The sequence below is a fragment of the Hyphomonas sp. NPDC076881 genome, assembly GCF_050269995.1.
Classification (GTDB): Bacteria; Pseudomonadota; Alphaproteobacteria; order Caulobacterales; family Hyphomonadaceae; genus Hyphomonas.
On record NZ_JBNNJJ010000009.1, the window covers coordinates 56478 to 80119 of the forward strand.

Genomic DNA, 23642 nt, shown 5'->3' on the forward strand with positions numbered 1-23642 from the left:
AGTATGCCTCAGGAAGCTGCCAGTGGCGACTCACTTCCGTAATGCGCCGCCACATCTGTCTGAAATCTAATGTGTTAGCGTCGCGCGGCTCTACGCAATTGTCCTGAGCGGGCGATGCCGGCTCATTCGGCGCGGCGGGCATAGCCATGTTTTTTGAGCAGACCGCGCAGCTGGTGATAGGTGAGGCCGAGCGCGTCTGCCGCCCGGCCCTGATGCCCGCCGGCGTCTGCCAGCGCGCCGTCGATCAGCTGCATCTCGAAAAGGCGGACGGCATCCTCAAACCCGCGCGCAGGTGTTGCCGGCCGCTCGGCAGGCTGAAATTCGCCGGGGCCCGCAGGGGTGGAGGTACCGATGAAAACGCCAACACCGTTGGAGTTTTTTGCCCCCTCATTGGAGGAATGGTTGGAGTTTTTCGGCGCCTCCTTCGGCCGCCAGGGAGAGGCAAACGGGTCGAGCGCCGAAGGCTCAAACCGCACCTGTTCCTGCGGGGCCGAAAGCAGCGCGCGATGGGTCAGCCGCTCGGCGAAATTACGCAGCTCGCGTATGTTTCCCGGCCAGTGCCAGGCCTCGATCGCCTCAAGCGCAGAGGGGGCAAAGCCGGGAAAATCCTGAGCCATTTCAACCGCCATGCGCCGGGCGAAGAATTGCGCCAGCAGGGTCTTGTCGCCATGCCGCGCCCGCAGCGGCGGCAGCGTCACCACGTCAAACGAGAGACGGTCCAGCAAGTCCCAGCGGAACGTCCCCGCCTCCGCCAGCGCCGGCAGATCGGCATTCGTCGCCGCCACGATCCGGACATTGGTGGTGAGCACCTTGGAGCCGCCAACCCTTTGAAATTCCCCATATTCCACGATCCGCAGCAGCTTTTCCTGCACCTGCTGCGAGGCTGTGGCGATCTCGTCGAGGAAGATCGTGCCCCCGTCCGCCATCTCGAACCGGCCGCGCCGCATCTCGGTCGCGCCGGTAAAAGCGCCGCGCTCATGGCCAAAAAGCTCTGAATCCAGAAGGGTTTCCGATAGCGCCGCGCAATTGACCTTCACAAACGGGCCTTCCCAGCGCTTGGACAGGAAGTGCAATCGCTCGCCCACCAGTTCCTTGCCGGTGCCGCGCTCCCCGATCACCAGCACCGGCCGGTCCAGCGGAGCGAGCCGGCTCGCCTGCTCAAGCGCGCTGAGCCAGGCGGCAGATTCGCCAATCAGATGCGTTGTGCGCTGCTCCATTTGGTCAAAATAGCCAATATAATTGGCTGTTTCCACCACCTTTTTGGCAAAATAGATCTGGAAACTCTTAAGACAGTAGCGGCAAAAAGATTTTTTAATATAAATATCAAGGCACTATGAAATTAATCCCAAACTGGCACGGCTCTTGAAATGGTATTGGCATCAGGGCGACGGGCGTTGCCAACCACTGAAAACCAAGGACGAACCAGAAATGAGCTACCAGGACGATCCCTACACACCGCGCACCGATGCTGGCCGCTTTGGCCGCTGGCTCGCCTCGCGCCGGGCGGAGACGTGGATGTTCTTTGCCGCAGGCGTGCTGCTCGGCGGCCTCTTCTTCTGATCTCCAGTCACGAAAGGAAATTCCAATGGGTCTCTTCTCCCGTCTCGGCGACATCATCAACTCCAACCTCAATGCGATGCTGGACAGCGCCGAAAACCCCGAAAAAATTGCCCGCCTGATCATCCAGGAAATGGAAGACACGCTGGTGGAAGTGCGCACCGCCGCTGCCCGCGCGATGGCCGACAAGAAAGAAATGGAGCGCGAAATCGCCCACTTCACCGCCACCCGCGACGACTGGGCCGCCAAGGCAGAGCTTGCCATCGACAAGGGCCGTGAAGACCTTGCCCGCGGCGCGCTGATCGCCAAGCAGAAATGCGACACCGAAATCGAGCGCCGTCATCATGCGATGAAAGTCGCCGAGGAAGCCTTCGACCGCCGCCAGGAAGACCTGACGAAGCTGCAGGCCAAACTCGACGAAGCCAAAGCCAAGCATCGCGCCCTGGTGATGCGCCGCGAAGCCGCCGAACAGCGGATCCGCATGCGCAGCCAGATGTATGATGGCCGCGCCGACGAGGCGATCCTCCGCTACAACCAGCTGGAGCGCAAGGTCGATGAGATGGAAGCCTATGCCGACACCATCCGCGGCCGCGAGCCGAGCCTGGAGCAGGAATTTGCCGAGCTTGAGCAGAACGAGTCCATCGAGAAAGAACTCGCCGCGCTGAAAGCCCGCAAAGGTAAAGCACCGGCGAAGAAGTCGGAGGGCTGATCAATGGTCTTTTCACTGGTCTGCCTCTTTGGCTTCCTGGCCGTCATCTGCACGCCGGGCCTGATCGCCCAGGCGCGTGAGGAACGCGCCGCTGCCGGGGGCGATGAGTAAACATGGACGAGAACCTCATCCCTCTGTTTGCCATCATCGCCATCTTTGTGGTGCTGCCGGGCATGGTGTTTCACTACATCACGCTCTGGCGGCGCCAGAAGACCCTGCAGCCGGACGATGAGCGGATGCTCGAGGATCTCTGGCGCTCAGCCAAGGCAATGGAGCGCCGCATCGAGACCCTGGAATCCCTGCTCGAAGCCCGCAACGCAGAAGGCCCTCGCCCACCTCCTCGCCCCCGCCGCACCACCTTTGACGAATAAGGAGACAGGAAATGTCCCGCCCTTACGACCCCTACCACTCCCCGAACCCGAAACGCTTCTACCGTTCCCGCCAGGATAAGGTTATTGCCGGCGTCTGCGGCGGCATCGCCGAGCGCTTCGGCTGGGAACCCATCCTCGTCCGTGTACTGTTTGTCCTGCTGACCCTATTCGGCCTCGGCCCGATCGCCATCGTGACCTATGTTGTCGTCTGGATGATCACGCCACGCATGCCCATCGGGTATGGCTCGATGAGCCCGGATGAAGACGCCTTCTGGCGCGGCGTGCAGGACCGCCCGCGCGCAACCTTCGGCACCATCAAGTATACTTTCATGGACCTCGACGAGCGCCTCAAGAATCTCGAGCGCGCCGTTACCTCGGATGAATGGCGCCTGCGCCAGGAATTCCGCGACCTCGAAAAAGGCAACTGACCGGGCTTATCGCCCACCCACACCTACTCCGTCTAAGGACCGGATCAATGAAACAGGGGCATCTCGTGCATAACAACTGGCTACTCGGCGGACTGGCCGTCGCAATCCTGGCGGCCACCGTCATCCTCAGCTCCCTCGCGGGCAACATGTCACTGGAAGTGGCGGGCCTCTCGGTGAACCTCGAACGCCACGAGAATGGCGGCGTCCGGGTCTTCTTCGTCCAGGCGCCCTGAGGCTCAGCGCGCCTTCTTCAGACGCCGGAGGATCTGCCGCGATGGGTTGACCGCGCTGAGAGAAGGCATATCCGCCGGCGCCGGGCCTCCGCAGAGCGCCGAAACCACAATTCCCGCGGCCCAGGGCGCCCAGGTAAAGCCCCGGCTGCCAAATCCCCCCACCACATGGACACCCGGCAAAACCGGCCAGGCTTCCGGCCCCCTCCCGCCATCCCAGAGCGCTGACATCGCTTCGGCATCCGGCGCCGGGCCAATCAGTGGCAGCCGGTCTGGCGTGGTCGCCCGCACAGAAGCGCGCGACACGGCCCCGCCCCTCTGCGCTTCATGCACCCACCAGGGGGAAAGCGCCTTGATCCCTTCCAGGTTTTCCGCCCGAGCTGCCTCGCTGACGGCAGCGCTGCCGTCTTCTCCGGCCGGCTCGAACGTTGCGCCCCAGAGGCGCTCCTGCCCAAGCGCGATACAGTAGGTGCCCGAAGCAATTGCCGAGGGCGGAGCCTCAACGGCGCCTGTCAGATGCTCCACCTGGCCCTGCCGCCCGGTGAGGTCGATGCCAGGCAGCAGCGTGCGCAGCGCCATACCGCTGGCGATAACGACGGCATCAAACGCCTCACCATTCACGCGCCGCGCGGCAAGGTCCACCTCGGGCGAGGCGCCCAGGCGCAATTCGATTCCCTCCAGCAGCGATGAGACGATCTGCTTTGGACGGAGGATCATCGCGCGCTTGTGCAGCAGACCGCCGCCGGCTATCGCCTCCAGGTCTTCCAGAGGAAAAGGCGGATCGGCCAGCAGCTTCTCAAACCGCTTCACCTCGGTCTCGTTTCGCGGCGGCTGGCGCACATCGGTCAGCGCGGCGCCGGGACGGCCGGAATAGAAATCCCGCGCGGCCAGATAGGCATCGATCAACAGGCGCGCTTCGGCCGTCTCGCCCGCATCCAGGCGCGGCATCATCAGGCCCAGCGGATTGCCGCTTGCCCCTGACGCTGCCTCCGGAGACGGATCAAATACGACAGCCTCAACACCCGCCCGCGCCAGCCGGTGAGCGACGCAGGCCCCCGCAATCCCCGCGCCCAGCACCGCCACCCTTCGCGGCGGGGCCGGCGCGGCCGGCTCACCCGGAAAGAAGGCTTCCAGCCGCTGGCGCTTGCGGCCATGGCCTTCGGCTTTGCGCACCTCAAACCCGGCTGCCGAGAGCCCGCGCCGCACATCGCCCGCCACGGTAAACGTCGCTGCCCGCGCGCCGGGCGCCGAGCGCGCCGCAATCAGCGGAAAAATCTCCTCGGCCCACATGCCGGAATTCTTTGCCGGGCTGAACCCATCGAGGAACCAGGCATCTGCCTGAAAATGGCTGAAAGGCAGCATCTGAGAAATTTCGCTCAGATGCAGGATGAGGTCGATGCCGTCTTCCTCAAAGAGGAGATGGCGCACGCCCCGCACCGGCCCCGGCCAGCGCGCCAGCAACTGATCTGCCAGCGGGCGAAGTTCCGGCCAGGTTTCAAACGCGCGCGCTACGTCTTCGGCTTTCAGGGGGAAGGCTTCAAAGCTGACAAAGCTGAGCCGCGCCTGCGGGTGCGGGCGATGCTGCCGCCAGAGCTGCCAGAGGGCGAGGAAATTGAGGCCGGTGCCAAAGCCGGTTTCGGCCACCGTGAACTGGCGCCGCCCCGCCCAGGCACCGGGCAGGCCGCAGCCTTTCAGAAATACCGCCCGCGTCTCGGAAAGGCCGTCCTCCACCGAGAAATAGACATCTCCGAACGCCGTGGCGACGGGAGTTCCATCCTCCCGCCACTCGATATCCGGATGGGTCAGCAGCCGCGTCATGCCCCTGCCCTAGCCCGCCGGGCCGGAAATGGAAACGGGGCCAGGCATTGCGCTTTTGCCACGCCTGCCCCACCTTCGGCCAAAGCCAGAAAAGGAGCCCCGGCATGAGCGACCTGGATGTCAAACGCGAGGACGGCCCAACCGGCGGGCGTTATCTCGTCACCATCGATGGCCATACCGCCGAGATGACCTATTCCAAGGCTGGCGCCACGCGCCTGATCATTGACCATACCGGCGTTCCCGACGCTCTGCGGGGCAAGGGCGCTGGCCAGGCAATGGTGCAGCGCGCAGTGGAAGACGCCCGCGCGGCCGGCATCAAGATCATTCCCCTCTGCCCCTTCGCCAAGGCGCAGATCGGGAAACACCCCGAATGGCAGGATGTGCTGGCCTAGGCACGCCGGGCTGAGGGAGGTGAAGCGATGGGTGTTCTGTTGAGGATACTGGGCGTGATCTGGATTCTCGCCGGCCTGATCTTTACGGTGGCCGCGGTCATCGGGGTCACGGCGGAGGCAGGCTCCGAGGCGGGTGGCGCCTATATTGTGGGCGCCTTCATTGGGGCGGGGCTGGTGATAACGCCCGTCTGGCTGACTGGCATTGCCTTCTTCCTCCTGCCCGGCTGGATCCGTAAACAGCTAGCCAGCAAACAGACGGATATTTTCGCATGAGCCAGGACATCACCCATGACGCGGCGCGCCAGCGCTACAGCCTGATGGTTGACGGTGTGGAAGCCTACCTCACCTATGAGCGCCGTCAGCCGGGCGTGCGCCACATCACCCACACCATCGTCCCGGATGCCATCGGCGGACGCGGCCTGGGCAAGAAGCTCGTCACCGCCATCATGAACGACATCAAGGCGGGCGGCGAACGTGTCACCTCCACCTGCTGGTATGCCAGCGGCGTGATCGACAAGACGCCCGAATGGGCCGCCCTGAAAGCCTGACGGGATGCCAAGACCCAAACCCTTCTGGAAAACCAAGACCCTGGAGGAAATGACCCCGGAGGAATGGGAAAGCCTGTGCGATGGCTGCGGCAAATGCTGTGTCGTCAAGCTGGAGGATGAAGATACGGGCGCGCTCGCCTATACGCGCCTGCACTGCAAGCTGCTCGACGGCAGCACCTGCCAGTGTTCGGATTACGCCAATCGCAGGCAGCATGTTCCCGACTGTGTGCAGCTCACGCCCGTGGTTGTCGAGCAGGTGGACTGGCTGCCGCGCACCTGTGCCTACCGGCTGATTCAGGAGGGCAAGCCCCTGCCCGCCTGGCACCACCTGGTCTGCGGTGACCGGGAGCGTATCCACGAACTCGGCCATTCCGTCCGTGGTCAGACCGTCTCGGAGGATACCGTCTTCGAGGAAGACGAGATCGACTGGGTGATCGACTGGGAAGGCACCGAGCCATAACTGATTGGCTATGAGTTGTTGACAGACCCATAATCACCTGGTTATGGGTTGATATGGTTGAGCACGGCGACATCTTCCGGGCCTTGTCCGATCCTACCCGCAGGGCGATCTTTGAGCGCCTGTGCCGGGAGGGCGAACAGTCGGTGCATGCGCTCACCGCCGGCGCCGGCATTTCCCAACCGGCAGTGTCCAAGCATCTCAGCGTGCTGCGGCAAGCTGGCCTCGTTTCCGGCCAGCAGGAGGGACGCGAGACGCATTACAGCCCCGAAATCGGCGCGCTGGCATCCCTCATCGACTGGACGCAGGAGATGCGCGCCTTCTGGGAACACCGTTTCGACAATCTCGAAGATCTCCTGAACAGGATGGACCAATGAACTGGAACAAGCTGATCCGGCAGGGGCATCGCTGGGTGTCTATAATCTTTACACTGCTGGTAGCGGGCCTCTTTGCAGCGCAGGGTTTCGGATATCAACCTGCGGAATGGGTTTTCCTAACCCCGCTGGCGCCGCTTGCACTGCTGGTGCTGTCCGGTCTCTATCTTTTCGTCCTGCCCTATGTGATGGGCGGGCGCCGCCGGAAACCTTCTCCGCAATGAGTGGCAAGCCCGCGCTCCTCTCCGGGGGCAATCCACAGATCCCGAAAGGGTTCGGGAACGCGCCGGTGCAGGCCTATATTACCGCCATGCCGGAATGGAAGCGCGGCGTGGGAGAACGGCTCGACGCCCTCATAGAAAAGGCTGTGCCGGGCGTCAGGAAGGCCGTGAAATGGAATTCACCCTTCTATGGGACGGAAGAAGGCAGCTGGTTCCTCAGCTATCACTGTTTCACCAAATACATCAAAGTCACCTTCTTCCGGGGCACGTCGCTGACGCCCATCCCGGGAGGCACGTCAAAACACCCGGAGGTGCGCTATCTCAACATCCATGAAGGCGGTCTCGACGAAGATCAGTTTACGGACTGGGTGAAGCAGGCAAGCCAGCTTCCCGGTGAGAAATTATAGGGCCTCCAATATGACCGAAACGCGCTCCCTCCTTATCGAACGTGACATCGCGCATCCTCCCGGGAAGATCTGGCGGGCGCTGACAACGCCCCACCTGATCGAAGAATGGCTGATGAAAACCGATTTTGTCCCGGCCACTGGACATCAGTTCGAGCTGCGCGCCGGCTGGGGCACCGTGACGTGCAGGATCCTGACCATCGAGCCCGAACGGCAACTGGCCTACACATGGGATGCAGGAGATGACGCCAACGGGCTGCGCAGCACCGTAACCTGGACCCTCACGCCAACGCCCACCGGCACCCGCCTGCGCATGGAACAAAGCGGCTTCCGGAAGGGCCAGCCGCATTATTATGGCGGCGCAATGGCCGGCTGGCCGCGCATGATCGATACGATCGAAGCCATCGCCGCCCGGCCGGACTAGACGCCCCTTCAGCCATCCTTAACGGCGCCGTGGCACTCTCGCGGGATGGACGTTCTGCCCGCCTTCCTCGACCATCTGACCCGTGAGCGCCGCACGGCCGCCAAGACGGTGGAAGCCTATGGCAGCGACCTTTCCTTCTTCCTCGCCTTCCTGCGTGTGCATATGGGCGGAGAGCCATCGCTTGCCATGCTGGCCGATGTACGCGCGCGCGATATCCGCGCCTACCTGGCCGAGCGGCGCCGCGAAGGCCTGTCCGACGCAAGCGTGGCGCGCATCCTCTCCTCCATCAAGGCGCTTTACCGCTGGGTGGACCGTGCCCATGGCATCAACAATGCCGAGGTGGGCTATCTGCAGGGCCCCCGCCGGCCTCAGCGCCTGCCTCGCCCGGTTTCCATTGATGCGGCCCGCGATCTCATCTCCGAAGCCGAGAGTGAGCCCGATCAGGAGCCGTGGATCAGCGCGCGGGACGCCGCGGTACTCTCCCTGCTTTACGGCGCAGGCCTTCGTATCTCAGAAGCCCTCAGCCTGACGGGCGCTGACCTTCCGGCCCCGGAGCGGCTGCGCATCAAGGGCAAAGGCGGCAAGGTGCGGATCGTACCGCTGATCCCTGCGGTGCGCGAAGCGATCCGTTCGTATGCGGAAATCTGCCCCTGGGCGCTGACGCGGGACAAGCCCCTCTTCCGCGGCGCCAAGGGCGGCGCGCTCAACCCCCGCCTGATCCAGGGCCTGATGCAGCGCATGCGCGCCTATCTCGGCCTGCCGGAAACGGCCACGCCCCACGCGCTGCGCCACGCCTTCGCTACGCATCTGTTGGCGAACGGGGCAGACCTGCGCGCGATCCAGACGCTGCTGGGCCATGCCTCCCTCTCCACCACGCAGGTCTATACCGGCATCGACTCCTCGCGCCTGCGCGAAGTTCACGCCGCTGCTCACCCGCGCGCCTGAGGCCGCCTCAGGGCGCGAGCTGCGCGGTCAAAGCGTCCGCCAGCAGCCGCCCGCTCTCGGTGAGGGAAAGCTCCGATCCCTGCATTTTGACCCAGCCCTGCTCGGCAAACACCGCCAGCTTGTCGCGGGGCACCTGTTTGCCGGAAACGAGCTCTACACGGCGCAGATCCACCCCCTCTGCTGCCCGCAGGCCCATGGCCAGCAACTCGCGCGCAATGTCGAGCGGGGGCAGCTTGCCCGCATCCGCCCAGCCTTCCTGCAGCATCTGCACGCCGGCTATATAGGCTTCCGGGCGCCGTTCGGCCTCGGTGGCATAGCGGTTGCCGCTGACCGAGAGACGGCCATGCGCGCCGGGGCCAACCCCGATCCAGTCTCCGCCCCGCCAATAGATGAGGTTATGACGGGACTGATGTGCCGGCGACGCGGCGTGATTTGAGACTTCATAGGCCGGCAGCCCGGCCCGGGCCGTCATCTGCTGGGTGAGTTCATAAAGGTCTGCCTGCGCATCATCCGGCATCGGAACAATATCGCCGCGTGCGGCCGCTTTTCCGAAGGCCGTTGCGGGCTCGAAAGTCAGTTCATAGAGCGACAGGTGGGGCGCGCCTAGCGCGAGCGCGTCGGCAAGTTCTGCCTCCCAGTTGGCGGGCGACTGGCCAGGGCGCGCATAGATGAGATCCATGGAAACGGACTCGAACACTTTCAGCGCCCGCTTCACGGCTTCCGCGCCCGCCTCGGCATCATGATCGCGGCCAAGGAAAGCCAGCGCAGCGTCCCGCATCGATTGCACGCCGATCGACAGGCGCGTCACACCCGCCCGGCGCAGCCCCGGAAGGTCCGCCCTCAGAACATCGTTGGGGTTGGCCTCAAGCGTTATCTCTGCGCCTTCCTTGATGCCGAACGTGTCAGACGCCGCTTTCAGGATTTCGGCCACCTGCTCGGGCCGCAGCAGGGCGGGTGTGCCGCCGCCGAAATACACTGTATCGAGCGCCCCATGCTCGGGCACCTTGCGGCGATGGGCATGAATATCGCCGACGATGGCTGACACCAGCGGCTCGGTTACCCGGTCCTTGGCGGCATAGACATTGAAGTCGCAATACGGGCAGATGCGCGCGCAATAGGGCCAGTGAACGTAGAGGCCAAAACCAAAATGCGGGCCGAACGGGGCAAAAACCTGGGTCATGCGAGCAGCGCGGCCCGGAGTTTTTCAACCGCCCGCGCCCTGTGGCTCATTGCATGTTTCCGCTCGGGCTCCATTTCGCCGAAGGTTTCCGTTTCACCATCGGCCACAAAGACAGGGTCATAACCAAAGCCCCTCTCCCCCCGCGGCGGCCAGACGAGCGTGCCATGCACCTCGCCCTCATAGACAGCTTCCGTGCCATCGGGCCAGGCAACGGCCAGCGCGCAGACGAATTTGGCTGAGCGGTCTGCCGATCCTGAGGCCTTGAGCTCTGCCTCCACCTTTTCCATCGCCCTGTAGAAATCGCGCGGCTCCCCGGCCCAGCGCGCCGAATAGATGCCCGGCTGGCCACCCAGGGCGGTCACCGACAGGCCCGAATCATCCGACAGCGCCGGCAGGCCCGTTGCCTTCATGGCGGCGCGGGCTTTCAGCAGGGCGTTGCCCGGAAAACTATTCTCGGTTTCTTCCGGTTCATCCAGACCGAGTTCCAAAGCAGAAACAACCTCAAAACCATGGGGCGCGAACAGATCTTTCAGTTCGGACACCTTGCCCTTGTTGTGTGTAGCTGCCACGAGTTTTCCGGGCACGAGGCGGGGCATAGCCGTAGCTTTATTCACAGATATGTGGCTCCATTCTTGCTTTATGCGCGAATGCATATATCGTTATTCGGTAATAACGGGACGGCGCACTGGCAAAGTTCCTCTTCATAAACCATCAACCGAACAGGGTGAAAAGGCCGGGTATGACAAAGACAGGCCGGAATTCCATGGCAGAGGCGATGACAGTGCTGGTCACTGTCGCGATGTGGATTGCAGGCGCTTTCGGTGTCATCGGCATTCCCGTACTCGCTCTGGGCCTGATCGCGAGCCTCTCCAATGGCGAAGCCTCCCTGCCCGGCATCGAGGCGCTGGCGGACGGTGTCTCGCCGGGCAGCTTCGTCATCGCGCTGGGCCTGCTCTGCGTCATCGTGCCGGGCGTGATCTTCATCTGCATCCAGATGCGCCGCATCCTGCTGACCCTGGTGGAGGGCGATCCCTTCGTGCCGGAGAATGCCGGGCGCCTGTCGCGCATTGGCATTGCCATTGCAGCGATGGAAATCATCCGGATTGCGACCCTCCTGGTGGTCCGCGCCATGCCCAGCCTCGTCGGAGACGCGCCACCAAAGCTCTCAACCCAGCTCATACTGTGGATTTCCGTGGCGGCGCTGTTCATCCTTTCCCAAGTCTTCCGGGAAGGCACCCGCCTTCGCGACGAAGAAAAAATGACGATCTGAGGAGCACAGACGGACATGACCATTCGCGTGACCCTCGACCGTGTGCTTCTGGAACGCCGCATGTCGCTGACCGAGCTTTCCGAGCGCGTGGGCGTTACCCTCGCCAACCTCTCCATCCTGAAAACCGGTAAGGCCAAGGCCATCCGCTTCTCGACCCTGGAGGCCCTCTGCCGCGAGCTGAAATGCCAGCCGGGCGACCTGCTCGTCTTCGACACCGAAGGCGAAGAAGACGAACGCCAGGTCGCGGCTGAATAGCGATCAATGGAATTAGATTGATTATCCAAAATCAATCTAATTCGGTTGACGCCTGCTTAGAGCCCCAGCGCAGCCCGCTGCGCAGCAAAGAGTTCGCCGCAGCCTTTCTCGGCCAGACGCATCATCTCATCCAGTTCCGGGCGCGACATGGGGCGGGATTCGCCTGTACCCTGGACTTCGATGAAGCCGCCATCAGAACTCATCACGACATTCATATCCGCCTCACCAGCCGAATCCTCGGGGTAATCCACGTCCAGCACCGGCATGTCCTGGAAGAGCCCCACCGAGATCGCGGCGGCCTGTTTCAGGATCGGCTCAGCCTTGATGACGCCTTCGGTCTGAAGATAACGGCAGGCCATGGCGAGGGCCACAAAGCCACCGGTGATCGACGCCGTGCGCGTGCCGCCATCGGCCTGGATCACGTCGCAGTCGATGGTGAGCGTGTTCTCGCCGAGAGCAGCCAGGTTCACCACCGAACGCATGGAACGCCCGATCAGGCGCTGGATTTCCTGCGTGCGGCCAGACTGTTTGCCTGCGGCGGCCTCCCGGCGCCCCCGCGTGTGCGTGGCACGCGGCAGCATGCCGTATTCGCCGGTCACCCAGCCCTCGCCCTTGCCCTTCATCCAGCCGGGCACGCCCTTTTCCCAGCTAGCGGTACATAGCACATGCGTGTGACCGAACTTGGCAAGGCACGATCCTTCGGCATAGCGCGTGACGCCGGTTTCGAGCGAAATCGGGCGCAGCTGGTCAAAAGCGCGGCCCGAGGGGCGAACAAGATTTGGCATCTTCGGGAATCCTTCTAGCTGATGGCCTGATTTGCGGGTTTTGCTGCGCCTGTCTACACCGGCAGCTGTCAACGGAGAGCAGAAGAGCGATGGCCACGGATATCGAGATTGCCCGCGCGGCGAAGAAACTGCCGGTCCAGGACATCGCCGCCCGCATCGGCGCAGCCCCGGAAGACATCATCCCCTACGGCCATGACAAGGCAAAACTCTCGGCAGCCTTCCTGCAGCGCCAGTCCGCCCGGCCGGATGGCAAGCTGATCCTCGTCACTGCCATCAACCCCACCCCCGCCGGCGAAGGCAAGACCACCACCTCCATCGGCCTGGCCGACGCGATGAACCGGATCGGCACGAAGACCCTCCTCTGCCTGCGCGAACCCTCACTCGGCCCCTGTTTCGGCATGAAGGGCGGCGCCACCGGCGGCGGCCTTGCCCAGATCGTGCCGATGGAAGACATCAACCTGCATTTCACCGGCGACTTCCACGCCATCACCTCGGCGCACAATCTCCTCTCCGCCCTCGTCGACAACCACATCCATTGGGGCGGCGAACCAAAGCTCGAAGCCGTGCGAACCAGCTGGCGCCGTGTGATGGACATGAACGACCGTAGCCTGAGGAATATCGTTTCCGGCCTTGGCGGGCCCGGCAATGGCGCCCCTTCCGAAACCGGGTTCGACATCACCGTCGCCTCCGAGGTGATGGCCATCCTCTGCCTCGCCACCGATGCCGAAGATCTGGAGGCCCGCCTCTCCCGTATCATCGTCGGCTACACACGCGAGAAAGAAGCCGTTACCGCCGCTGACATCAAGGCCACCGGCGCCATGATGGCGCTGTTGCGCGACGCGATGCTGCCAAACCTTGTCCAGACGCTGGAGAACAATCCCTGCCTCGTGCATGGCGGCCCCTTCGCCAACATCGCCCATGGCTGCAACTCGGTAATGGCCACAAGGGCTGCGCTGAAAATGGCCGACTATGTTGTCACCGAGGCCGGCTTTGGCGCAGACCTCGGCGCCGAAAAATTTCTCAACATCAAATGCCGCCAGGCCGGCCTTGCGCCCGATGCCGTCGTTCTCGTTGCCACCATCCGTGCCCTGAAGATGCATGGCGGCCTCGCCAAGAATGAGCTGGGCAAGGTCAGCTATGAAGCGCTGGAAAAAGGCCTCGCCAATCTCGCCCGCCATATAGAAAACCTGCGCAGCTTCGGTCTGCCGGTCGTCGTGGCGATCAATCGCTTCACCACCGATACCGAAGGCGAACTCCACGCCCTGCAGGCCTATTGCGAAAAACTCTCCGTACCCGTCGCGCTCTGCACCCACTGGGCCGAAGGCGGCAAAGGCGCCGAAAATCTTGCGCACAGTGTGGTCAAGCTGATCAAAGACGGCACCGCCGATTTCAAGCCGCTTTACCCGGACAATTTCCGCCTGCTGGACAAGATCGAAACCGTGGCGAAATCCATCTACCGGGCAGACCGGGTGGAAGCGACCCGGGCGGTGAAAAACCAGCTCGCGGCCTGGGAAAAGGCCGGCTTTGGCCACCTGCCCGTCTGCATGGCCAAGACGCAGTACAGCTTCTCGACAGACCCTGCCCTTCTGGGCGCCCCGGAAGGCCATGTGGTCCGTCTTCGGGAAGTGCGCCTCGCTGCCGGGGCGGGCTTCGTCGTCGCCATCTGCGGAGACATCATGACCATGCCGGGCCTGCCGCGTCGCCCCGCCGCCGAGCACATCCACCTCAATGCCCACGGCCAGATCGAAGGGCTGAACTGACACGGCCGCAAATCTATTTAGCTAAACCCAAAAATAGCGCTTGACTCGATATTAGCATAATTGCTAATTAGCAGACATGGAAAACAACGTCTTCAAAGCATTGGCCCATCCGGCCCGCAGGCAGCTTCTCGCCCTGCTTCGTAAAGGTCCCCGTCTCGCCGGAGACCTCGCCGCAGAGTTCGAGGCCAGCTGGCCGACGATGAGCCGCCATCTGGCGGTGCTGAAGGAGGCCGAGCTGATCACGGCGGAGCGGCAGGGAAACCAGATCCTCTACCGCGTGAACACAAGCGTTCTGGAAGACGCGGCCACCGCCCTGCTCGGGCTGCTTGGCCGTGACAATGGCGATGACGACCTTAAGGAGGCAGCCGAATGAAACCCTTTATCCGCACCGGCCTGATCGCATCGGCGATTGCGTTTCTGCTAACCTCGGGCATCGCGCTCACCACTTGGAATGCCCTGCCGGAAACCGGCGATATTCCGGTTCATTGGGGCCCGGATGGACAGGCAGATCAGTTTGCGAGCAAGAGCGGGGCATGGGTCTACCTGCTGATCCTTCCAGGCACCGTACTTCTGACCGGCCTCCTCCTCGCGCTCGTCCCGGCGATTGATCCGCGCAAACGCAATATCGATACCGGGCGGCGGGCCTATCTGGCGACATGGATCGGCGTCATGATGCTCTTGACCTTCGTTCAAGGCGGCATCGCCTTCGGCATGTTGGGAACCGGGGAGGAAACCCTTTACTCTGACACGATGGTCCGCCTGGTGATTGCCGCCTGCGGCGCCCTTTTCATCGTTATCGGCAATTACCTGCCGAAAACCCGCTCCAGCTTCATGTTCGGCATCCGCACCCCCTGGACCCTGTCTTCGGACATCGCCTGGGAGAAGACCCACCGCCTGGCGGGCCCATTGTTCATGGCCGCCGGCGCCTTGGGTATGGCGGGCGCCTTCCTCTTCAGCGGCATCTGGCTGGGCCTGCAACTGTCGGTCCTAGTGGTCTCCGCTGCCCTCATCGCCGCCGTCTATTCCTACTTCGTCTGGCGCAAGGCTGACGACCGGGATGCCGGATCCGGCCTCACCATCTAAGGCCGCCCCATCAACACTATTGAACCGCGCATGCACCGCCCTTAATCCAGAGACATGGCGGACCAGTCAGACATCCTCAGCCTCATGCAGCGGCTCGACCAGCGCTCCCGGAACATTTTCCGGGAGATCGTCGAGGGCTATCTGGCAACGGGCGAGCCGGTCGGCTCGCGCACCCTTTCCAAGGCGGGCATTGCCCTCTCCCCGGCCTCCATCCGCAATGTGATGGCAGACCTGACAGACCTCGGCCTGCTCGACGCCCCCCACATCTCTGCCGGCCGCGCGCCCACGCATAAGGGCCTCCGCCTCTTCGTCGACGGCTTTCTCGAATACGGCGACCCTTCCAGGGAAGACAAGAAACAGATCGACGACCGGCTGGCCTCGGCAGGCACTGACCTTGAAGCGGTGCTGGGGGAAGCCTCCGACATCCTCTCCGGCCTTGCCGGGGGGGCAGGACTCGTCGCCTCGCCAAAGCGCGACGCGGCGGTGCGGCATGTCGAATTTGTCCCCCTTGCCGGCGGAGACGCCCTCTGCGTCCTCGTCACCGAAGACGGGGACGTTGAAAACCGCATCCTCAAGGTGCCCGATGGCCTGCCTGCCACCGCGCTGATCGAGGCGGGAAACTATCTCTCCACGCGCCTCAAGGGCCGCACCCTGGCCGAGGCGGCCAGCGAAGTGCGCGCCGAACTGCAGGACCGGCGCGCGGCGCTGGACGCGGCGACCACAGCCCTCGTCGAAGCAGGCCTGGCCGAATGGGGCGGAGACGCGCCGGGCCGCGGCCGCAGCCTGATCGTGCGGGGCCGCGCCAATCTGCTGGAAGATGCCAAGGCCGCCCAGGATCTCGACCGGGTGCGGCAATTGTTCAACGAGCTGGAACGTCAGCAAAGCCTGCTTGAAATTCTTGACACAACGCGCGAAGCGGGCGGCGTGCGCTTGTTCATCGGGTCGGAAAACAGGCTTTTTCCGTTGTCTGGTTCAAGTGTGATCGTGGCACCCTATATGGGCGGCACAAAACATGTGATCGGGGCACTCGGTGTGATCGGGCCAACACGGCTCAATTATGCCAGGGTGATCCCGATGGTCGATTATACCGCAAAGGTCGTGGGGGAGATTCTCTCGTCCCGGCGCGGAAAGGATGGGAAGTGATGAGCGACGAAAACAAACCGGGTGAAGCCGCTGAAATCGACGCCGGTGTAAACCCTGAAGCTAAGGCCGAAGAGGCGGTTACGGCCGAGGAGCTGATTGCCCGCCTCGAGGCAGAGAAGGCCGACATGAACGGTCAGATCCTGCGCCTGCTGGCCGACCTCGACAACACCCGCAAGCGGGCTGACCGCCAGGTCAGCGAAGCCCGCATCTACGCCATCGAGAAATTCGCCGCCGACCTGCTCAGCGTGTCGGACAATCTCGCCCGCGCCCTTGATGCCCTGCCCGAAAGCGAGCGCGGCGGGCTTACCGATGCCGGGAAAAACCTCCTCGGCGGCATTGAGATGACCGCCAAGGAACTCAACACCGCCCTTTCCCGCCACGGCGTTGTACCTGTGGCGGCCGATCCCGGCGCGCCGTTTGATCCCAACGTGCATCAGGCTGTGGCACAGATCCCTTCAGAGCAACCCTCCGGCACCATCGCCCAGCTCTTCCAGCCCGGCTGGCGCATCGGCGAGCGCACCCTGCGCGCCGCCATGGTCGCCGTCAGCACCGGCCCGGCGAACTGAGAGGGATAAGGGCGAGGGTGCGGGATCAGTCCCACACCACCCGCCATGCCGTAATCGTGCCCGGCAGCCAGTTGGGCACGATCACCACATCGCCGAACACTGACAGGTCACTCTGCAGGATGCCGCCGGTCTGCGTATCCAGCAGCGTAGTCACCTGCCCGTCTTCGCTGACATAATGGATCTGCCCCGGCTAGCTCGACACCAGATACCCGCCGCCCGGCACCAGGCCCACACCGTCAGCATCCTTCATGCCGCGCGCCAGGATATCCTCGGCGTCAGCGCTGCGCAGTTCGATCAGATAGCGCTCGGTCATCGTCGTGATCGGGGGCGAGCTAGCCCTGCCCCGAGGGCGAACCCGCCGGCCGGGCGCCGTCTCAGGCTGCCCGGCTGCGGGCCTTGGCGCGCGGGCGCGCCCGATACGCCTTCAGCATCCGCGCCCAGGTCCGAAACGGGTAGAGCGTCTGCGTGACAAAATCATTCGGCGGATTATCGCTGATACCCGTGGGCACATCGATCGCCGAACCGGGATTGTACCAGGTTCCAAAAATCCGGTCGTAGAATGGAAAGATCGACGCAAAATTCTTGTCATACGCCTCAGGCACATTCGCATGGTGCCAACGGTGAAACTGCGGCGAGACGATCACATCGCGGAAGATGCCGTGATCCCAGTCCAGCCGGGAATGAACATAATACTGGTGCAGCCCCTTGATCAGCGCCAGGCCGGCAATCTCTTCCAGCCGGAAGCCCAGCCAGGAGGAGGTAAAGACCAGCGCAGCCGCAATCACCAGCTGCTCGGTGAAATGCCCGCGCGACCAGGACAGGAAGTGCAGCTCCGGATCGGAATGATGCACCGCATGAGAGGGCCAGAGCCAGCTGGTATGCAGGAAGCGGTGCACCCAGTAGATGCCGAAATCATAGACCAGCAGCGCCACAAGCGCTTTCAGCCAGATGGGCTGATCCTGCCACACCTCCGCCTGCAGTACCGGCAGGCCAAGCTGGGCGTAGGCAACGCTCAGCGGCGCGATGAGCACCAGATAGAGGGCGCCATTGAGGCTGGAGAACTGTAGCAGCAGGAAGTTGGTAACCGCCGACTGGCGCATCGATTTGGGCCAGTGCAGCGCGCCCCGCCCCCGAGACAAGAAGGCCAGCGCCGTGAACACGGCCGTCAAAACGGCCAGAAAGCCCACCTGCCAGGCTATCCCCTGCAGATATTGCAACATCTCTTCACCCAGCGGCCGTTTTATTGTTTTCTGCCGCCGGGTGTATCAGGCCGGGCTTAAGATTTCCTGATCCGGGCCAGGGTCCGGCGTGGCCGGCCCTGCAGGACGCTCCGCCTTAGCCCATGCGCGCTCATGCAGTGTATAGGCAACCGTCTGCACCAGCGGCTCGATCATCCCGATCGCCAGCGCGGCGTGCCAGCTGCCGGTCAGGGCAAAAGCGACGGAGATCGCCACGGCAAAGTGCATGGCGCTATAGGTCAGGGTCTTCAGGGCAGGGCGCGGCATGGGGGGAAACCTCATTCTCATGAGAGGACATATGCTCCCTTTGAGAATCATTTTCAAATTGGAACGGGTTGCCCGCGTCATAGAGCGCGCCTATGGGGCAAATCTGTCATGGCCTCTTGAGCCTGCCCCACAGTTCCCCATATCGAGGGCCAAAGAAGCGAGCGGATTTAACCACCCAACTCGCTGCTCAAAAACTGAACCCTTGATAGAGCCATTGGCGGCGCGGGGCTGCTGAGCAGACCGAACCCAAACGAAGCCAGTGGCGGCTGACGAAAGAGAGAGACATATATGAGCAAGATCATCGGTATCGACCTCGGCACCACCAACTCCTGCGTGGCCGTCATGGAAGGCGGCCAGGCCAAGGTTATCGAAAACGCAGAAGGCGCCCGCACAACCCCGTCGGTCGTGGCCTTCACCGAAAGCGGCGAACGCCTCATCGGTATGCCCGCGCGCCGTCAGGCCGTGACCAACCCCGACTTCACCTTCTACGCGATCAAGCGCCTCATCGGCCGCACCTTTGACGACCCCACCGCGCAGAAGGACAAGGAACTGTCCCCCTTCGCCATCGTCAAAGGCCCCGCCGGCGACGCCTGGGTGAAAGGCCGTGACAAGGACTACGCGCCCCAGGAAATCTCCGCCTTCATCCTCACCAAGATGAAAGAGACTGCAGAAGCCTATCTCGGCTCCAAGGTCACCCAGGCGGTGATCACCGTTCCGGCCTACTTCAACGACGCCCAGCGCCAGGCCACCAAGGATGCTGGCCGCATCGCCGGCCTCGAAGTGCTCCGCATCATCAACGAGCCGACCGCCGCAGCCCTCGCCTATGGCCTCGACAAAGGCGGCAACAAGACCATCGCCGTGTATGACCTTGGCGGCGGCACTTTCGACGTCTCGCTGCTCGAAATCGGTGATGGCGTGTTCGAAGTGCTCTCCACCAATGGCGACACCTTCCTCGGCGGGGAAGACTTCGACCTGCGCGTCGTCGATTTCCTGGCTGCCGAGTTCAAGAAGGAACAGGGCATCGACCTGAAGGCTGATAAGCTGGCCCTCCAGCGCCTCAAGGAAGAAGCCGAAAAGGCGAAGAAAGAGCTGTCTTCGGCCAGCCAGTATGAAGTGAACCTGCCTTTCATCACGGCAGACGCCACCGGCCCGAAACACCTCAACATCAAGCTGACCCGCGCCAAGTTCGAAAGCCTGGTCGAAGACCTCGTCCAGCGCACCATTGAGCCGTGCAAGAAAGCTCTGAAGGATGCTGGCAAGTCTGCTTCCGACATTGACGAGGTCGTCCTCGTCGGCGGCATGACGCGCATGCCGGCCGTCCAGGAAGCGGTGAAGAAATTCTTCGGCCGTGAGCCCCATAAGGGCGTCAACCCGGATGAAGTCGTCGCCATCGGCGCCGCGATCCAGGGCGGGATCCTGCAAGGCGACGTGAAAGACGTTGTCCTGCTCGACGTGACCCCGCTCTCGCTCGGCATCGAAACCCTTGGCGGCATCTTCACCCGCCTGATCGAGCGTAACACCACGATCCCGACGAAGAAGTCCCAGGTCTTCTCCACCGCTGAGGACAACCAGCCTGCGGTGACCATCAAGGTTGCCCAGGGCGAGCGCGAAATGGCCGCTGACAACAAGCAGCTCGGCCAGTTCAATCTCGAAGGCATTGCCCCGGCCCCGCGCGGCCTGCCGCAGATCGAGGTCACCTTCGACATCGACGCCAACGGCATCGTCTCGGTCTCGGCCAAGGACAAGGCCACCGGCAAGGAACAGCAGATCACCATCCAGGCAGATGGCGGCCTCTCCGAAGCCGACATCAAGAAGATGATGGCCGAAGCTGAATCCAACGCCGCCGGTGACAAGGCCCGCCGCGAACTGGTCGAAGCCAAGAACCACGCCGAAGCCCTCGTCCACCAGACCGAGAAGCAGATGGTCGAGCATGGCTCGAAAGTCTCCGACGCGGTGAAGGGCGAGATCGAAAAAGCCATCGCTGACCTGAAAGAAGCCGCTGCCGGCGACAACACCGCCGACATCTCGGCCAAGCATCAGGCCCTGATGAACGCCGCGATGAAACTCGGCGAAGCCATCTATGCGGCCCAGGGTGCTGGCGCCGCCGAAGGGGGTGACGCTCCGGCCTCGGGCAATGACGATGTGGTCGATGCCGACTTTGAAGAAGTCGACGAGCGCAAGTAATCCCCGGTCATCCGGTCACAAACAAAACCCCGCCGGAACGCTCCGGCGGGGTTTTTCTTTTCGCCGCTTTCCAGCGGTGGAAGGGCCGGAGGCGAGCGCCGCCTATCCACACCGGGCGGCTGGGTTATGCCTTCACGCCAGACCGCGCGCTCATTCCGTCCCCGGATGATTGGAGATGTGTTTTCCACCGGCCAACCTTGCGCTGCCCTAGGCAAAGCAGCTGGCTACATCGTCACGACGACCTTGCCTTGCGCCTTGCGGTCCTGCAGTTCACGGATGGCATCGGCGGCCCGCTCCATCGGATAGGTGTTGGAAACGTGCGGGCGGATCTTGCCGGCCTTGTAGAGGTCGAACAGTTCCTTCACGTTCTGCTGGTGGGCCTTGGGGTCTCGCGCCACTGCCGCGCCCCAGAACACGCCGCGCACATCGCAGCTTTTCAGAAGCGTCAGGTTCAGCGGCAGTTTCGGAATGCCCGCCGGGAAGCCGATCACCAGGAAGCGTCCTTCCCAGTTCATCGCGCGCACGGCCGGCTCGGCATAATTGCCGCCCACGCCGTCATAGATGATGTCGACCCCGCCGCCGGAAACGGCCTTGATGTCGTCTGAGAATTTCTTCTGCCCGTCCCGGTCCAGTTCGCGCTCATAGACAAGGCCCTTGTCCGCGCCTTTGGACAGGCAGAAATCCACCTTCTCCTGGCTGGAGCACGCTGCGATCACTTCCAGGCCCATGGCCTTGCCAAGTTCCACCGCCGCAATACCCACCCCGCCGGCAGCGCCCAGCACCAGCAGCTTCTCGCCGGGCTTGGGATCGCCCCGGTCCTTGATGGCGTAATAGGAGGTGCCATAGGTCATCAGGAAGGCTGCAGCCTCCTCGAACGGCATCCCTTCCGGGATCGGCATCACGCCATGGGCCGGCGCGAGGCAATATTCGGCCATGCCGCCATTGCCGGTGGAAGCCAGCACCCGGTCGCCCGGCTTCACATGGGCAACGCCCTCGCCCACAGCCGAGACAATCCCGGCCACTTCCCCGCCCGGAGAGAACGGGCGCGGCGGCTTGAACTGGTACATGTCCTGAATGATCAGCACGTCGGGATAGTTCACCCCGCACGCCTTCACCTGCACCAGAACCTGCCCCTTGCCAGGGGTTGGCACCGGCACATCCTCGATCACGAGTGTTTCTGGCCCACCGACCACTTTCGACAGTACGGCTTTCATATGCCTCTCCCTTCAAAGCTTGTTGTTTCGACCTTCAGACGGTAGCCATGCCGCGAGCAGGCGCCAAGCCTTACGCAAGGGGAAAGGACCCGTAACGATGTCGAAAATCTGGGCCATTGCCATCCATGGCGGCGCCGGACCGATCCCCGGCCGCGACTACGCCCCGGAAGAAGCCCACATCGCGGGCCTGCTGAAACGCGGGGCCGAGGCGCTCGCGAGCGGCGAAGCCGCGCTCGATGTCGTCGAAGCCATGGTCATCGATCTGGAAGCCTCTGGTCTCTATGTCGCCGGCAAGGGCGCCAGCCCGAATACGGCAGGCGAGTGGGAACTCGACGCCGCCATCATGGATGGGCGCACGCGCAATGCTGGCGCTGTCGGCGCGCTGCAGGGCTTTGAAAGCCCCATCCGCGCCGCTAGGGTCGTGCTTGGAAAAACCCCCAACGTCCTGATCGTCGGCAAGGGCGCGGCCGCCATCGCCGGCGCCGCAGGCCTTGCCCGCGTCACTGATCCGGCCAACTATTACGGCGCGGTGGATGAAGACACCGTCCAGGATGGCAGCGTCCAGATGGGCACCGTGGGCGCCGTCGCGCTGGATATCTATGGCGATATGGCCGCCGCCACCTCCACCGGCGGTGTTCTCTCCAAGACCCCTGGCCGGATCGGTGACACACCGATCATCGGCGCAGGCACCTGGGCGGACGAACGCTGCGCCATTTCCTGCACCGGCCTTGGCGAATATTTCATCCGGGCGAACGCCGCTGCCGATGTCTCCGCCCGCATCCGCTATGGCGGCGACACGCTCGCCCCTGCCCTCAGGGGGGCGCTTGATGATGTCAAACGTCTCGGCGGCAATGGCGGCATGATCGGCGTCTCCGCCAATGGCGACCTCGCAGCTGGGTTCAATTCCAGCGGACTGAAACGCGGCCTGGCTGACTGGAAAGGCCGTTTTGAAGTGGCAACCTTCCTATGACCGTACTTTTCTGGGCTCTCGCCGTCATCATCATCTTTGCCATCGCGCTGGCCGCGCAGATGCGGATGATGATCTCCATGGTTCTGCGCCGGGCGCTGGCCGCAAAGTTTGGCGGTGGCCCGAACGATGTGGAATACCGCGCAGCCATCCTGTCGCTGGGCCGGGGGCCTGCCGACACCGAAGCGGCAAAATATCTGGAGACGGACTATCCCAAACCGCTTGCCCATATGAAGCTCGCCCGCCGCGTCTCCCTGGCTGGCCCGCTCGCCCTGCTGATTGTTGTCGCGATCGGCCGCTTCTGGCTGGGGGCATTCTGATGCGGGGCTATTTCGCTATCGGCTCCGAGCGCATCTCCAAGCCGATGAACCTCGGCGCGCTGATGCGCACGGCCCATGCCTTTGGCGCGAGCTTCGTGTTCTCGATTGATGCCGAACGCAATCTCAAGGAAGCCTACGCTTCGGACACCTCCAAATCCGCAGGCCAGCTCCCCTATTACCAATGGGACTCGCTGGACGAGATGCAGCTGCCCAAAGGCTGTCAGTTGGTCGGGATCGAGCTGACCGATGACGCCGTGGAGCTGCCGGTCTTCCGGCATCCTCCGCAGGCGGCCTATATTCTGGGGCCGGAAAAGGGAAACCTCTCGGCCGCCGCCCTCGAACGCTGCGCGCATGTGGTGAAGATCCCTACCCGTTTCTGCATCAATGTCAGCCTGGCCGGCGCCCTCGTGATGTATGACCGTCATCTGTCAATGGGCGGTTATGGCCCCAAACCGATCATGCCGGGCGGCCCGGATGGGGGGCGCCGCAAACATGTTCAGGGGCCGGACAGAAAAAAAGCCGGCAGCTGAGC

General features: G+C 63.3%; 35 protein-coding genes. 25 read left to right on the top strand and 10 right to left on the bottom strand.

Annotated elements, in window-relative coordinates; all coding sequences use genetic code 11:
- Nucleotides 1–122 precede the first annotated feature (122 nt).
- The gene (gene pspF / locus ACQKI2_RS11290; protein ID WP_427379774.1) at nt 123–1217 is read right to left on the bottom strand and encodes a phage shock protein operon transcriptional activator; all 1095 of its coding nucleotides are present in this window, start codon (nt 1215–1217) and stop codon (nt 123–125) included.
- Nucleotides 1218–1428: 211 nt separating this feature from the next.
- Here pspF and ACQKI2_RS11295 point away from each other — a divergent pair, with 211 nt between their 5' ends.
- The 5 genes from ACQKI2_RS11295 (at nt 1429) to ACQKI2_RS11315 (ending at nt 3298) form a co-directional block, all read left to right on the top strand.
- Nucleotides 1429–1560, top strand: coding sequence for a hypothetical protein (locus ACQKI2_RS11295; RefSeq protein ID WP_255417544.1), 132 nt, complete (start codon nt 1429–1431; stop codon nt 1558–1560).
- A 25-nt stretch (nt 1561–1585) separates the two neighbouring features.
- Complete coding sequence (gene pspA / locus ACQKI2_RS11300; protein ID WP_427379775.1) at nt 1586–2266, top strand: phage shock protein PspA; 681 nt, start codon at nt 1586–1588, stop codon at nt 2264–2266.
- A gap of 113 nt (nt 2267–2379) precedes the next feature.
- Nucleotides 2380–2637, top strand: coding sequence for an envelope stress response membrane protein PspB (gene pspB / locus ACQKI2_RS11305; RefSeq protein WP_427379776.1), 258 nt, complete (start codon nt 2380–2382; stop codon nt 2635–2637).
- 11 nt (nt 2638–2648) lie between these two features.
- The gene (gene pspC / locus ACQKI2_RS11310; protein ID WP_427379777.1) at nt 2649–3065 is read left to right on the top strand and encodes an envelope stress response membrane protein PspC; all 417 of its coding nucleotides are present in this window, start codon (nt 2649–2651) and stop codon (nt 3063–3065) included.
- Nucleotides 3066–3112: 47 nt separating this feature from the next.
- Nucleotides 3113–3298 carry a hypothetical protein gene (locus ACQKI2_RS11315; protein WP_427379778.1) on the top strand — a complete coding sequence of 62 codons (186 nt, stop codon included), beginning with the start codon at nt 3113–3115 and terminating at the stop codon, nt 3296–3298.
- 3 nt (nt 3299–3301) lie between these two features.
- Here ACQKI2_RS11315 and mnmC read toward each other — a convergent pair whose 3' ends face one another.
- Nucleotides 3302–5113 carry an FAD-dependent 5-carboxymethylaminomethyl-2-thiouridine(34) oxidoreductase MnmC gene (gene mnmC / locus ACQKI2_RS11320; protein WP_427379779.1) on the bottom strand — a complete coding sequence of 604 codons (1812 nt, stop codon included), beginning with the start codon at nt 5111–5113 and terminating at the stop codon, nt 3302–3304.
- A gap of 104 nt (nt 5114–5217) precedes the next feature.
- Here mnmC and ACQKI2_RS11325 point away from each other — a divergent pair, with 104 nt between their 5' ends.
- From ACQKI2_RS11325 to ACQKI2_RS11365, 9 genes are read left to right on the top strand one after another with little or no spacing between them, the layout of a single operon-like run.
- Entirely contained in the window at nt 5218–5505 is a 288-nt protein-coding gene (locus ACQKI2_RS11325) for a GNAT family N-acetyltransferase (RefSeq protein ID WP_035600404.1), read from the top strand.
- A 27-nt stretch (nt 5506–5532) separates the two neighbouring features.
- On the top strand, nt 5533–5778 hold the full coding sequence (locus ACQKI2_RS11330) for a hypothetical protein (RefSeq protein ID WP_427379780.1): 246 nt from the start codon (nt 5533–5535) through the stop codon (nt 5776–5778).
- Entirely contained in the window at nt 5775–6053 is a 279-nt protein-coding gene (locus ACQKI2_RS11335; RefSeq protein ID WP_427379781.1) for a GNAT family N-acetyltransferase, read from the top strand. The genes ACQKI2_RS11330 and ACQKI2_RS11335 overlap by 4 nt, the downstream gene beginning before the upstream one ends.
- 4 nt (nt 6054–6057) lie before the next feature.
- Entirely contained in the window at nt 6058–6513 is a 456-nt protein-coding gene (locus ACQKI2_RS11340; RefSeq protein WP_035600397.1) for a YcgN family cysteine cluster protein, read from the top strand.
- 53 nt (nt 6514–6566) lie between these two features.
- The gene (locus ACQKI2_RS11345; protein ID WP_427379782.1) at nt 6567–6887 is read left to right on the top strand and encodes an ArsR/SmtB family transcription factor; all 321 of its coding nucleotides are present in this window, start codon (nt 6567–6569) and stop codon (nt 6885–6887) included.
- Nucleotides 6884–7108, top strand: coding sequence for a hypothetical protein (locus ACQKI2_RS11350; protein ID WP_427379783.1), 225 nt, complete (start codon nt 6884–6886; stop codon nt 7106–7108). The genes ACQKI2_RS11345 and ACQKI2_RS11350 overlap by 4 nt, the downstream gene beginning before the upstream one ends.
- Nucleotides 7105–7512, top strand: a complete 408-nt coding sequence (locus ACQKI2_RS11355) for a DUF1801 domain-containing protein (protein ID WP_427379784.1) — start codon at nt 7105–7107, stop codon at nt 7510–7512. The genes ACQKI2_RS11350 and ACQKI2_RS11355 overlap by 4 nt, the downstream gene beginning before the upstream one ends.
- A 10-nt stretch (nt 7513–7522) precedes the next feature.
- Nucleotides 7523–7933 carry an SRPBCC family protein gene (locus ACQKI2_RS11360; RefSeq protein WP_427379785.1) on the top strand — a complete coding sequence of 137 codons (411 nt, stop codon included), beginning with the start codon at nt 7523–7525 and terminating at the stop codon, nt 7931–7933.
- 45 nt (nt 7934–7978) lie between these two features.
- On the top strand, nt 7979–8878 hold the full coding sequence (locus ACQKI2_RS11365) for a tyrosine recombinase XerC (RefSeq protein WP_427379786.1): 900 nt from the start codon (nt 7979–7981) through the stop codon (nt 8876–8878).
- A gap of 7 nt (nt 8879–8885) precedes the next feature.
- Here the strand turns inward: ACQKI2_RS11365 and hemW are convergent, their stop codons facing one another.
- Both hemW and rdgB read right to left on the bottom strand, forming a co-directional pair.
- Nucleotides 8886–10058, bottom strand: a complete 1173-nt coding sequence (gene hemW / locus ACQKI2_RS11370; protein ID WP_427379787.1) for a radical SAM family heme chaperone HemW — start codon at nt 10056–10058, stop codon at nt 8886–8888.
- Entirely contained in the window at nt 10055–10654 is a 600-nt protein-coding gene (gene rdgB / locus ACQKI2_RS11375) for an RdgB/HAM1 family non-canonical purine NTP pyrophosphatase (RefSeq protein WP_427379788.1), read from the bottom strand. Before rdgB ends, hemW begins: the two co-directional genes overlap by 4 nt.
- 143 nt (nt 10655–10797) lie before the next feature.
- On the opposite strand from rdgB, the gene ACQKI2_RS11380 reads away from it, so the two are divergent.
- Nucleotides 10798–11328 (top strand): DUF2975 domain-containing protein, encoded by a 531-nt coding sequence (locus ACQKI2_RS11380; protein WP_291053464.1) that lies wholly within the window; start codon nt 10798–10800, stop codon nt 11326–11328.
- Between the two features lie 15 nt (nt 11329–11343).
- Nucleotides 11344–11583 (top strand): helix-turn-helix domain-containing protein, encoded by a 240-nt coding sequence (locus tag ACQKI2_RS11385; RefSeq protein WP_011648280.1) that lies wholly within the window; start codon nt 11344–11346, stop codon nt 11581–11583.
- 56 nt (nt 11584–11639) lie between these two features.
- On the opposite strand, the gene rph is transcribed toward ACQKI2_RS11385, so the two are convergent.
- Nucleotides 11640–12368, bottom strand: coding sequence for a ribonuclease PH (rph, locus tag ACQKI2_RS11390; RefSeq protein ID WP_427379789.1), 729 nt, complete (start codon nt 12366–12368; stop codon nt 11640–11642).
- An 89-nt stretch (nt 12369–12457) separates the two neighbouring features.
- Here rph and ACQKI2_RS11395 point away from each other — a divergent pair, with 89 nt between their 5' ends.
- From ACQKI2_RS11395 to ACQKI2_RS11415, 5 genes are all read left to right on the top strand, one after another.
- Complete coding sequence (locus ACQKI2_RS11395; RefSeq protein ID WP_427379790.1) at nt 12458–14128, top strand: formate--tetrahydrofolate ligase; 1671 nt, start codon at nt 12458–12460, stop codon at nt 14126–14128.
- A gap of 76 nt (nt 14129–14204) precedes the next feature.
- Entirely contained in the window at nt 14205–14501 is a 297-nt protein-coding gene (locus tag ACQKI2_RS11400) for a metalloregulator ArsR/SmtB family transcription factor (RefSeq protein WP_427379791.1), read from the top strand.
- On the top strand, nt 14498–15211 hold the full coding sequence (locus tag ACQKI2_RS11405) for an SdpI family protein (RefSeq protein WP_427379792.1): 714 nt from the start codon (nt 14498–14500) through the stop codon (nt 15209–15211). The genes ACQKI2_RS11400 and ACQKI2_RS11405 overlap by 4 nt, the downstream gene beginning before the upstream one ends.
- Before the next feature lie 54 nt (nt 15212–15265).
- Nucleotides 15266–16354, top strand: coding sequence for a heat-inducible transcriptional repressor HrcA (gene hrcA / locus ACQKI2_RS11410; protein ID WP_427379793.1), 1089 nt, complete (start codon nt 15266–15268; stop codon nt 16352–16354).
- Complete coding sequence (locus ACQKI2_RS11415) at nt 16354–16920, top strand: nucleotide exchange factor GrpE (protein WP_427379794.1); 567 nt, start codon at nt 16354–16356, stop codon at nt 16918–16920. Before hrcA ends, ACQKI2_RS11415 begins: the two co-directional genes overlap by 1 nt.
- 25 nt (nt 16921–16945) lie before the next feature.
- On the opposite strand, the gene ACQKI2_RS11420 is transcribed toward ACQKI2_RS11415, so the two are convergent.
- The 4 genes from ACQKI2_RS11420 to ACQKI2_RS11435 all read right to left on the bottom strand — a co-directional run bounded on the left by ACQKI2_RS11420 (nt 16946) and on the right by ACQKI2_RS11435 (nt 18425).
- Nucleotides 16946–17074, bottom strand: coding sequence for a hypothetical protein (locus ACQKI2_RS11420; protein ID WP_427379795.1), 129 nt, complete (start codon nt 17072–17074; stop codon nt 16946–16948).
- A 36-nt stretch (nt 17075–17110) separates the two neighbouring features.
- A complete protein-coding gene (locus ACQKI2_RS11425; protein ID WP_427379796.1) occupies nt 17111–17233 on the bottom strand; it encodes a hypothetical protein in 123 nt (40 codons plus the stop codon).
- Between the two features lie 61 nt (nt 17234–17294).
- Complete coding sequence (locus ACQKI2_RS11430) at nt 17295–18140, bottom strand: sterol desaturase family protein (protein ID WP_427379797.1); 846 nt, start codon at nt 18138–18140, stop codon at nt 17295–17297.
- Nucleotides 18141–18185: 45 nt separating this feature from the next.
- Entirely contained in the window at nt 18186–18425 is a 240-nt protein-coding gene (locus ACQKI2_RS11435; protein ID WP_427379798.1) for a DUF2061 domain-containing protein, read from the bottom strand.
- A gap of 288 nt (nt 18426–18713) precedes the next feature.
- On the opposite strand from ACQKI2_RS11435, the gene dnaK reads away from it, so the two are divergent.
- Nucleotides 18714–20609, top strand: a complete 1896-nt coding sequence (gene dnaK / locus ACQKI2_RS11440; protein WP_427379799.1) for a molecular chaperone DnaK — start codon at nt 18714–18716, stop codon at nt 20607–20609.
- 224 nt (nt 20610–20833) lie between these two features.
- Here the strand turns inward: dnaK and ACQKI2_RS11445 are convergent, their stop codons facing one another.
- A complete protein-coding gene (locus ACQKI2_RS11445) occupies nt 20834–21823 on the bottom strand; it encodes an NADPH:quinone oxidoreductase family protein (protein ID WP_427379800.1) in 990 nt (329 codons plus the stop codon).
- A 97-nt stretch (nt 21824–21920) separates the two neighbouring features.
- Here ACQKI2_RS11445 and ACQKI2_RS11450 point away from each other — a divergent pair, with 97 nt between their 5' ends.
- From ACQKI2_RS11450 to ACQKI2_RS11460, 3 genes are read left to right on the top strand one after another with little or no spacing between them, the layout of a single operon-like run.
- Nucleotides 21921–22793 (top strand): isoaspartyl peptidase/L-asparaginase family protein, encoded by an 873-nt coding sequence (locus ACQKI2_RS11450; RefSeq protein ID WP_427379801.1) that lies wholly within the window; start codon nt 21921–21923, stop codon nt 22791–22793.
- Nucleotides 22790–23110 (top strand): hypothetical protein, encoded by a 321-nt coding sequence (locus ACQKI2_RS11455; protein WP_427379802.1) that lies wholly within the window; start codon nt 22790–22792, stop codon nt 23108–23110. Before ACQKI2_RS11450 ends, ACQKI2_RS11455 begins: the two co-directional genes overlap by 4 nt.
- The gene (locus ACQKI2_RS11460; RefSeq protein WP_427379803.1) at nt 23110–23640 is read left to right on the top strand and encodes an RNA methyltransferase; all 531 of its coding nucleotides are present in this window, start codon (nt 23110–23112) and stop codon (nt 23638–23640) included. Before ACQKI2_RS11455 ends, ACQKI2_RS11460 begins: the two co-directional genes overlap by 1 nt.
- Nucleotides 23641–23642: the final 2 nt, after the last annotated feature.

Coding starts and splice junctions, on each gene's coding strand:
- pspF (WP_427379774.1), bottom strand. CDS start 1,217: ATGGAGCAGCGCACAACGCATCTGATTGGCGAATCTGCCGCCTGGCTC.
- ACQKI2_RS11295 (WP_255417544.1), top strand. CDS start 1,429: ATGAGCTACCAGGACGATCCCTACACACCGCGCACCGATGCTGGCCGC.
- pspA (WP_427379775.1), top strand. CDS start 1,586: ATGGGTCTCTTCTCCCGTCTCGGCGACATCATCAACTCCAACCTCAAT.
- pspB (WP_427379776.1), top strand. CDS start 2,380: ATGGACGAGAACCTCATCCCTCTGTTTGCCATCATCGCCATCTTTGTG.
- pspC (WP_427379777.1), top strand. CDS start 2,649: ATGTCCCGCCCTTACGACCCCTACCACTCCCCGAACCCGAAACGCTTC.
- ACQKI2_RS11315 (WP_427379778.1), top strand. CDS start 3,113: ATGAAACAGGGGCATCTCGTGCATAACAACTGGCTACTCGGCGGACTG.
- mnmC (WP_427379779.1), bottom strand. CDS start 5,113: ATGACGCGGCTGCTGACCCATCCGGATATCGAGTGGCGGGAGGATGGA.
- ACQKI2_RS11325 (WP_035600404.1), top strand. CDS start 5,218: ATGAGCGACCTGGATGTCAAACGCGAGGACGGCCCAACCGGCGGGCGT.
- ACQKI2_RS11330 (WP_427379780.1), top strand. CDS start 5,533: ATGGGTGTTCTGTTGAGGATACTGGGCGTGATCTGGATTCTCGCCGGC.
- ACQKI2_RS11335 (WP_427379781.1), top strand. CDS start 5,775: ATGAGCCAGGACATCACCCATGACGCGGCGCGCCAGCGCTACAGCCTG.
- ACQKI2_RS11340 (WP_035600397.1), top strand. CDS start 6,058: ATGCCAAGACCCAAACCCTTCTGGAAAACCAAGACCCTGGAGGAAATG.
- ACQKI2_RS11345 (WP_427379782.1), top strand. CDS start 6,567: ATGGTTGAGCACGGCGACATCTTCCGGGCCTTGTCCGATCCTACCCGC.
- ACQKI2_RS11350 (WP_427379783.1), top strand. CDS start 6,884: ATGAACTGGAACAAGCTGATCCGGCAGGGGCATCGCTGGGTGTCTATA.
- ACQKI2_RS11355 (WP_427379784.1), top strand. CDS start 7,105: ATGAGTGGCAAGCCCGCGCTCCTCTCCGGGGGCAATCCACAGATCCCG.
- ACQKI2_RS11360 (WP_427379785.1), top strand. CDS start 7,523: ATGACCGAAACGCGCTCCCTCCTTATCGAACGTGACATCGCGCATCCT.
- ACQKI2_RS11365 (WP_427379786.1), top strand. CDS start 7,979: ATGGACGTTCTGCCCGCCTTCCTCGACCATCTGACCCGTGAGCGCCGC.
- hemW (WP_427379787.1), bottom strand. CDS start 10,058: ATGACCCAGGTTTTTGCCCCGTTCGGCCCGCATTTTGGTTTTGGCCTC.
- rdgB (WP_427379788.1), bottom strand. CDS start 10,654: ATGCCCCGCCTCGTGCCCGGAAAACTCGTGGCAGCTACACACAACAAG.
- ACQKI2_RS11380 (WP_291053464.1), top strand. CDS start 10,798: ATGACAAAGACAGGCCGGAATTCCATGGCAGAGGCGATGACAGTGCTG.
- ACQKI2_RS11385 (WP_011648280.1), top strand. CDS start 11,344: ATGACCATTCGCGTGACCCTCGACCGTGTGCTTCTGGAACGCCGCATG.
- rph (WP_427379789.1), bottom strand. CDS start 12,368: ATGCCAAATCTTGTTCGCCCCTCGGGCCGCGCTTTTGACCAGCTGCGC.
- ACQKI2_RS11395 (WP_427379790.1), top strand. CDS start 12,458: ATGGCCACGGATATCGAGATTGCCCGCGCGGCGAAGAAACTGCCGGTC.
- ACQKI2_RS11400 (WP_427379791.1), top strand. CDS start 14,205: ATGGAAAACAACGTCTTCAAAGCATTGGCCCATCCGGCCCGCAGGCAG.
- ACQKI2_RS11405 (WP_427379792.1), top strand. CDS start 14,498: ATGAAACCCTTTATCCGCACCGGCCTGATCGCATCGGCGATTGCGTTT.
- hrcA (WP_427379793.1), top strand. CDS start 15,266: ATGGCGGACCAGTCAGACATCCTCAGCCTCATGCAGCGGCTCGACCAG.
- ACQKI2_RS11415 (WP_427379794.1), top strand. CDS start 16,354: ATGAGCGACGAAAACAAACCGGGTGAAGCCGCTGAAATCGACGCCGGT.
- ACQKI2_RS11425 (WP_427379796.1), bottom strand. CDS start 17,233: ATGACCGAGCGCTATCTGATCGAACTGCGCAGCGCTGACGCCGAGGAT.
- ACQKI2_RS11430 (WP_427379797.1), bottom strand. CDS start 18,140: ATGTTGCAATATCTGCAGGGGATAGCCTGGCAGGTGGGCTTTCTGGCC.
- ACQKI2_RS11435 (WP_427379798.1), bottom strand. CDS start 18,425: ATGCCGCGCCCTGCCCTGAAGACCCTGACCTATAGCGCCATGCACTTT.
- dnaK (WP_427379799.1), top strand. CDS start 18,714: ATGAGCAAGATCATCGGTATCGACCTCGGCACCACCAACTCCTGCGTG.
- ACQKI2_RS11445 (WP_427379800.1), bottom strand. CDS start 21,823: ATGAAAGCCGTACTGTCGAAAGTGGTCGGTGGGCCAGAAACACTCGTG.
- ACQKI2_RS11450 (WP_427379801.1), top strand. CDS start 21,921: ATGTCGAAAATCTGGGCCATTGCCATCCATGGCGGCGCCGGACCGATC.
- ACQKI2_RS11455 (WP_427379802.1), top strand. CDS start 22,790: ATGACCGTACTTTTCTGGGCTCTCGCCGTCATCATCATCTTTGCCATC.
- ACQKI2_RS11460 (WP_427379803.1), top strand. CDS start 23,110: ATGCGGGGCTATTTCGCTATCGGCTCCGAGCGCATCTCCAAGCCGATG.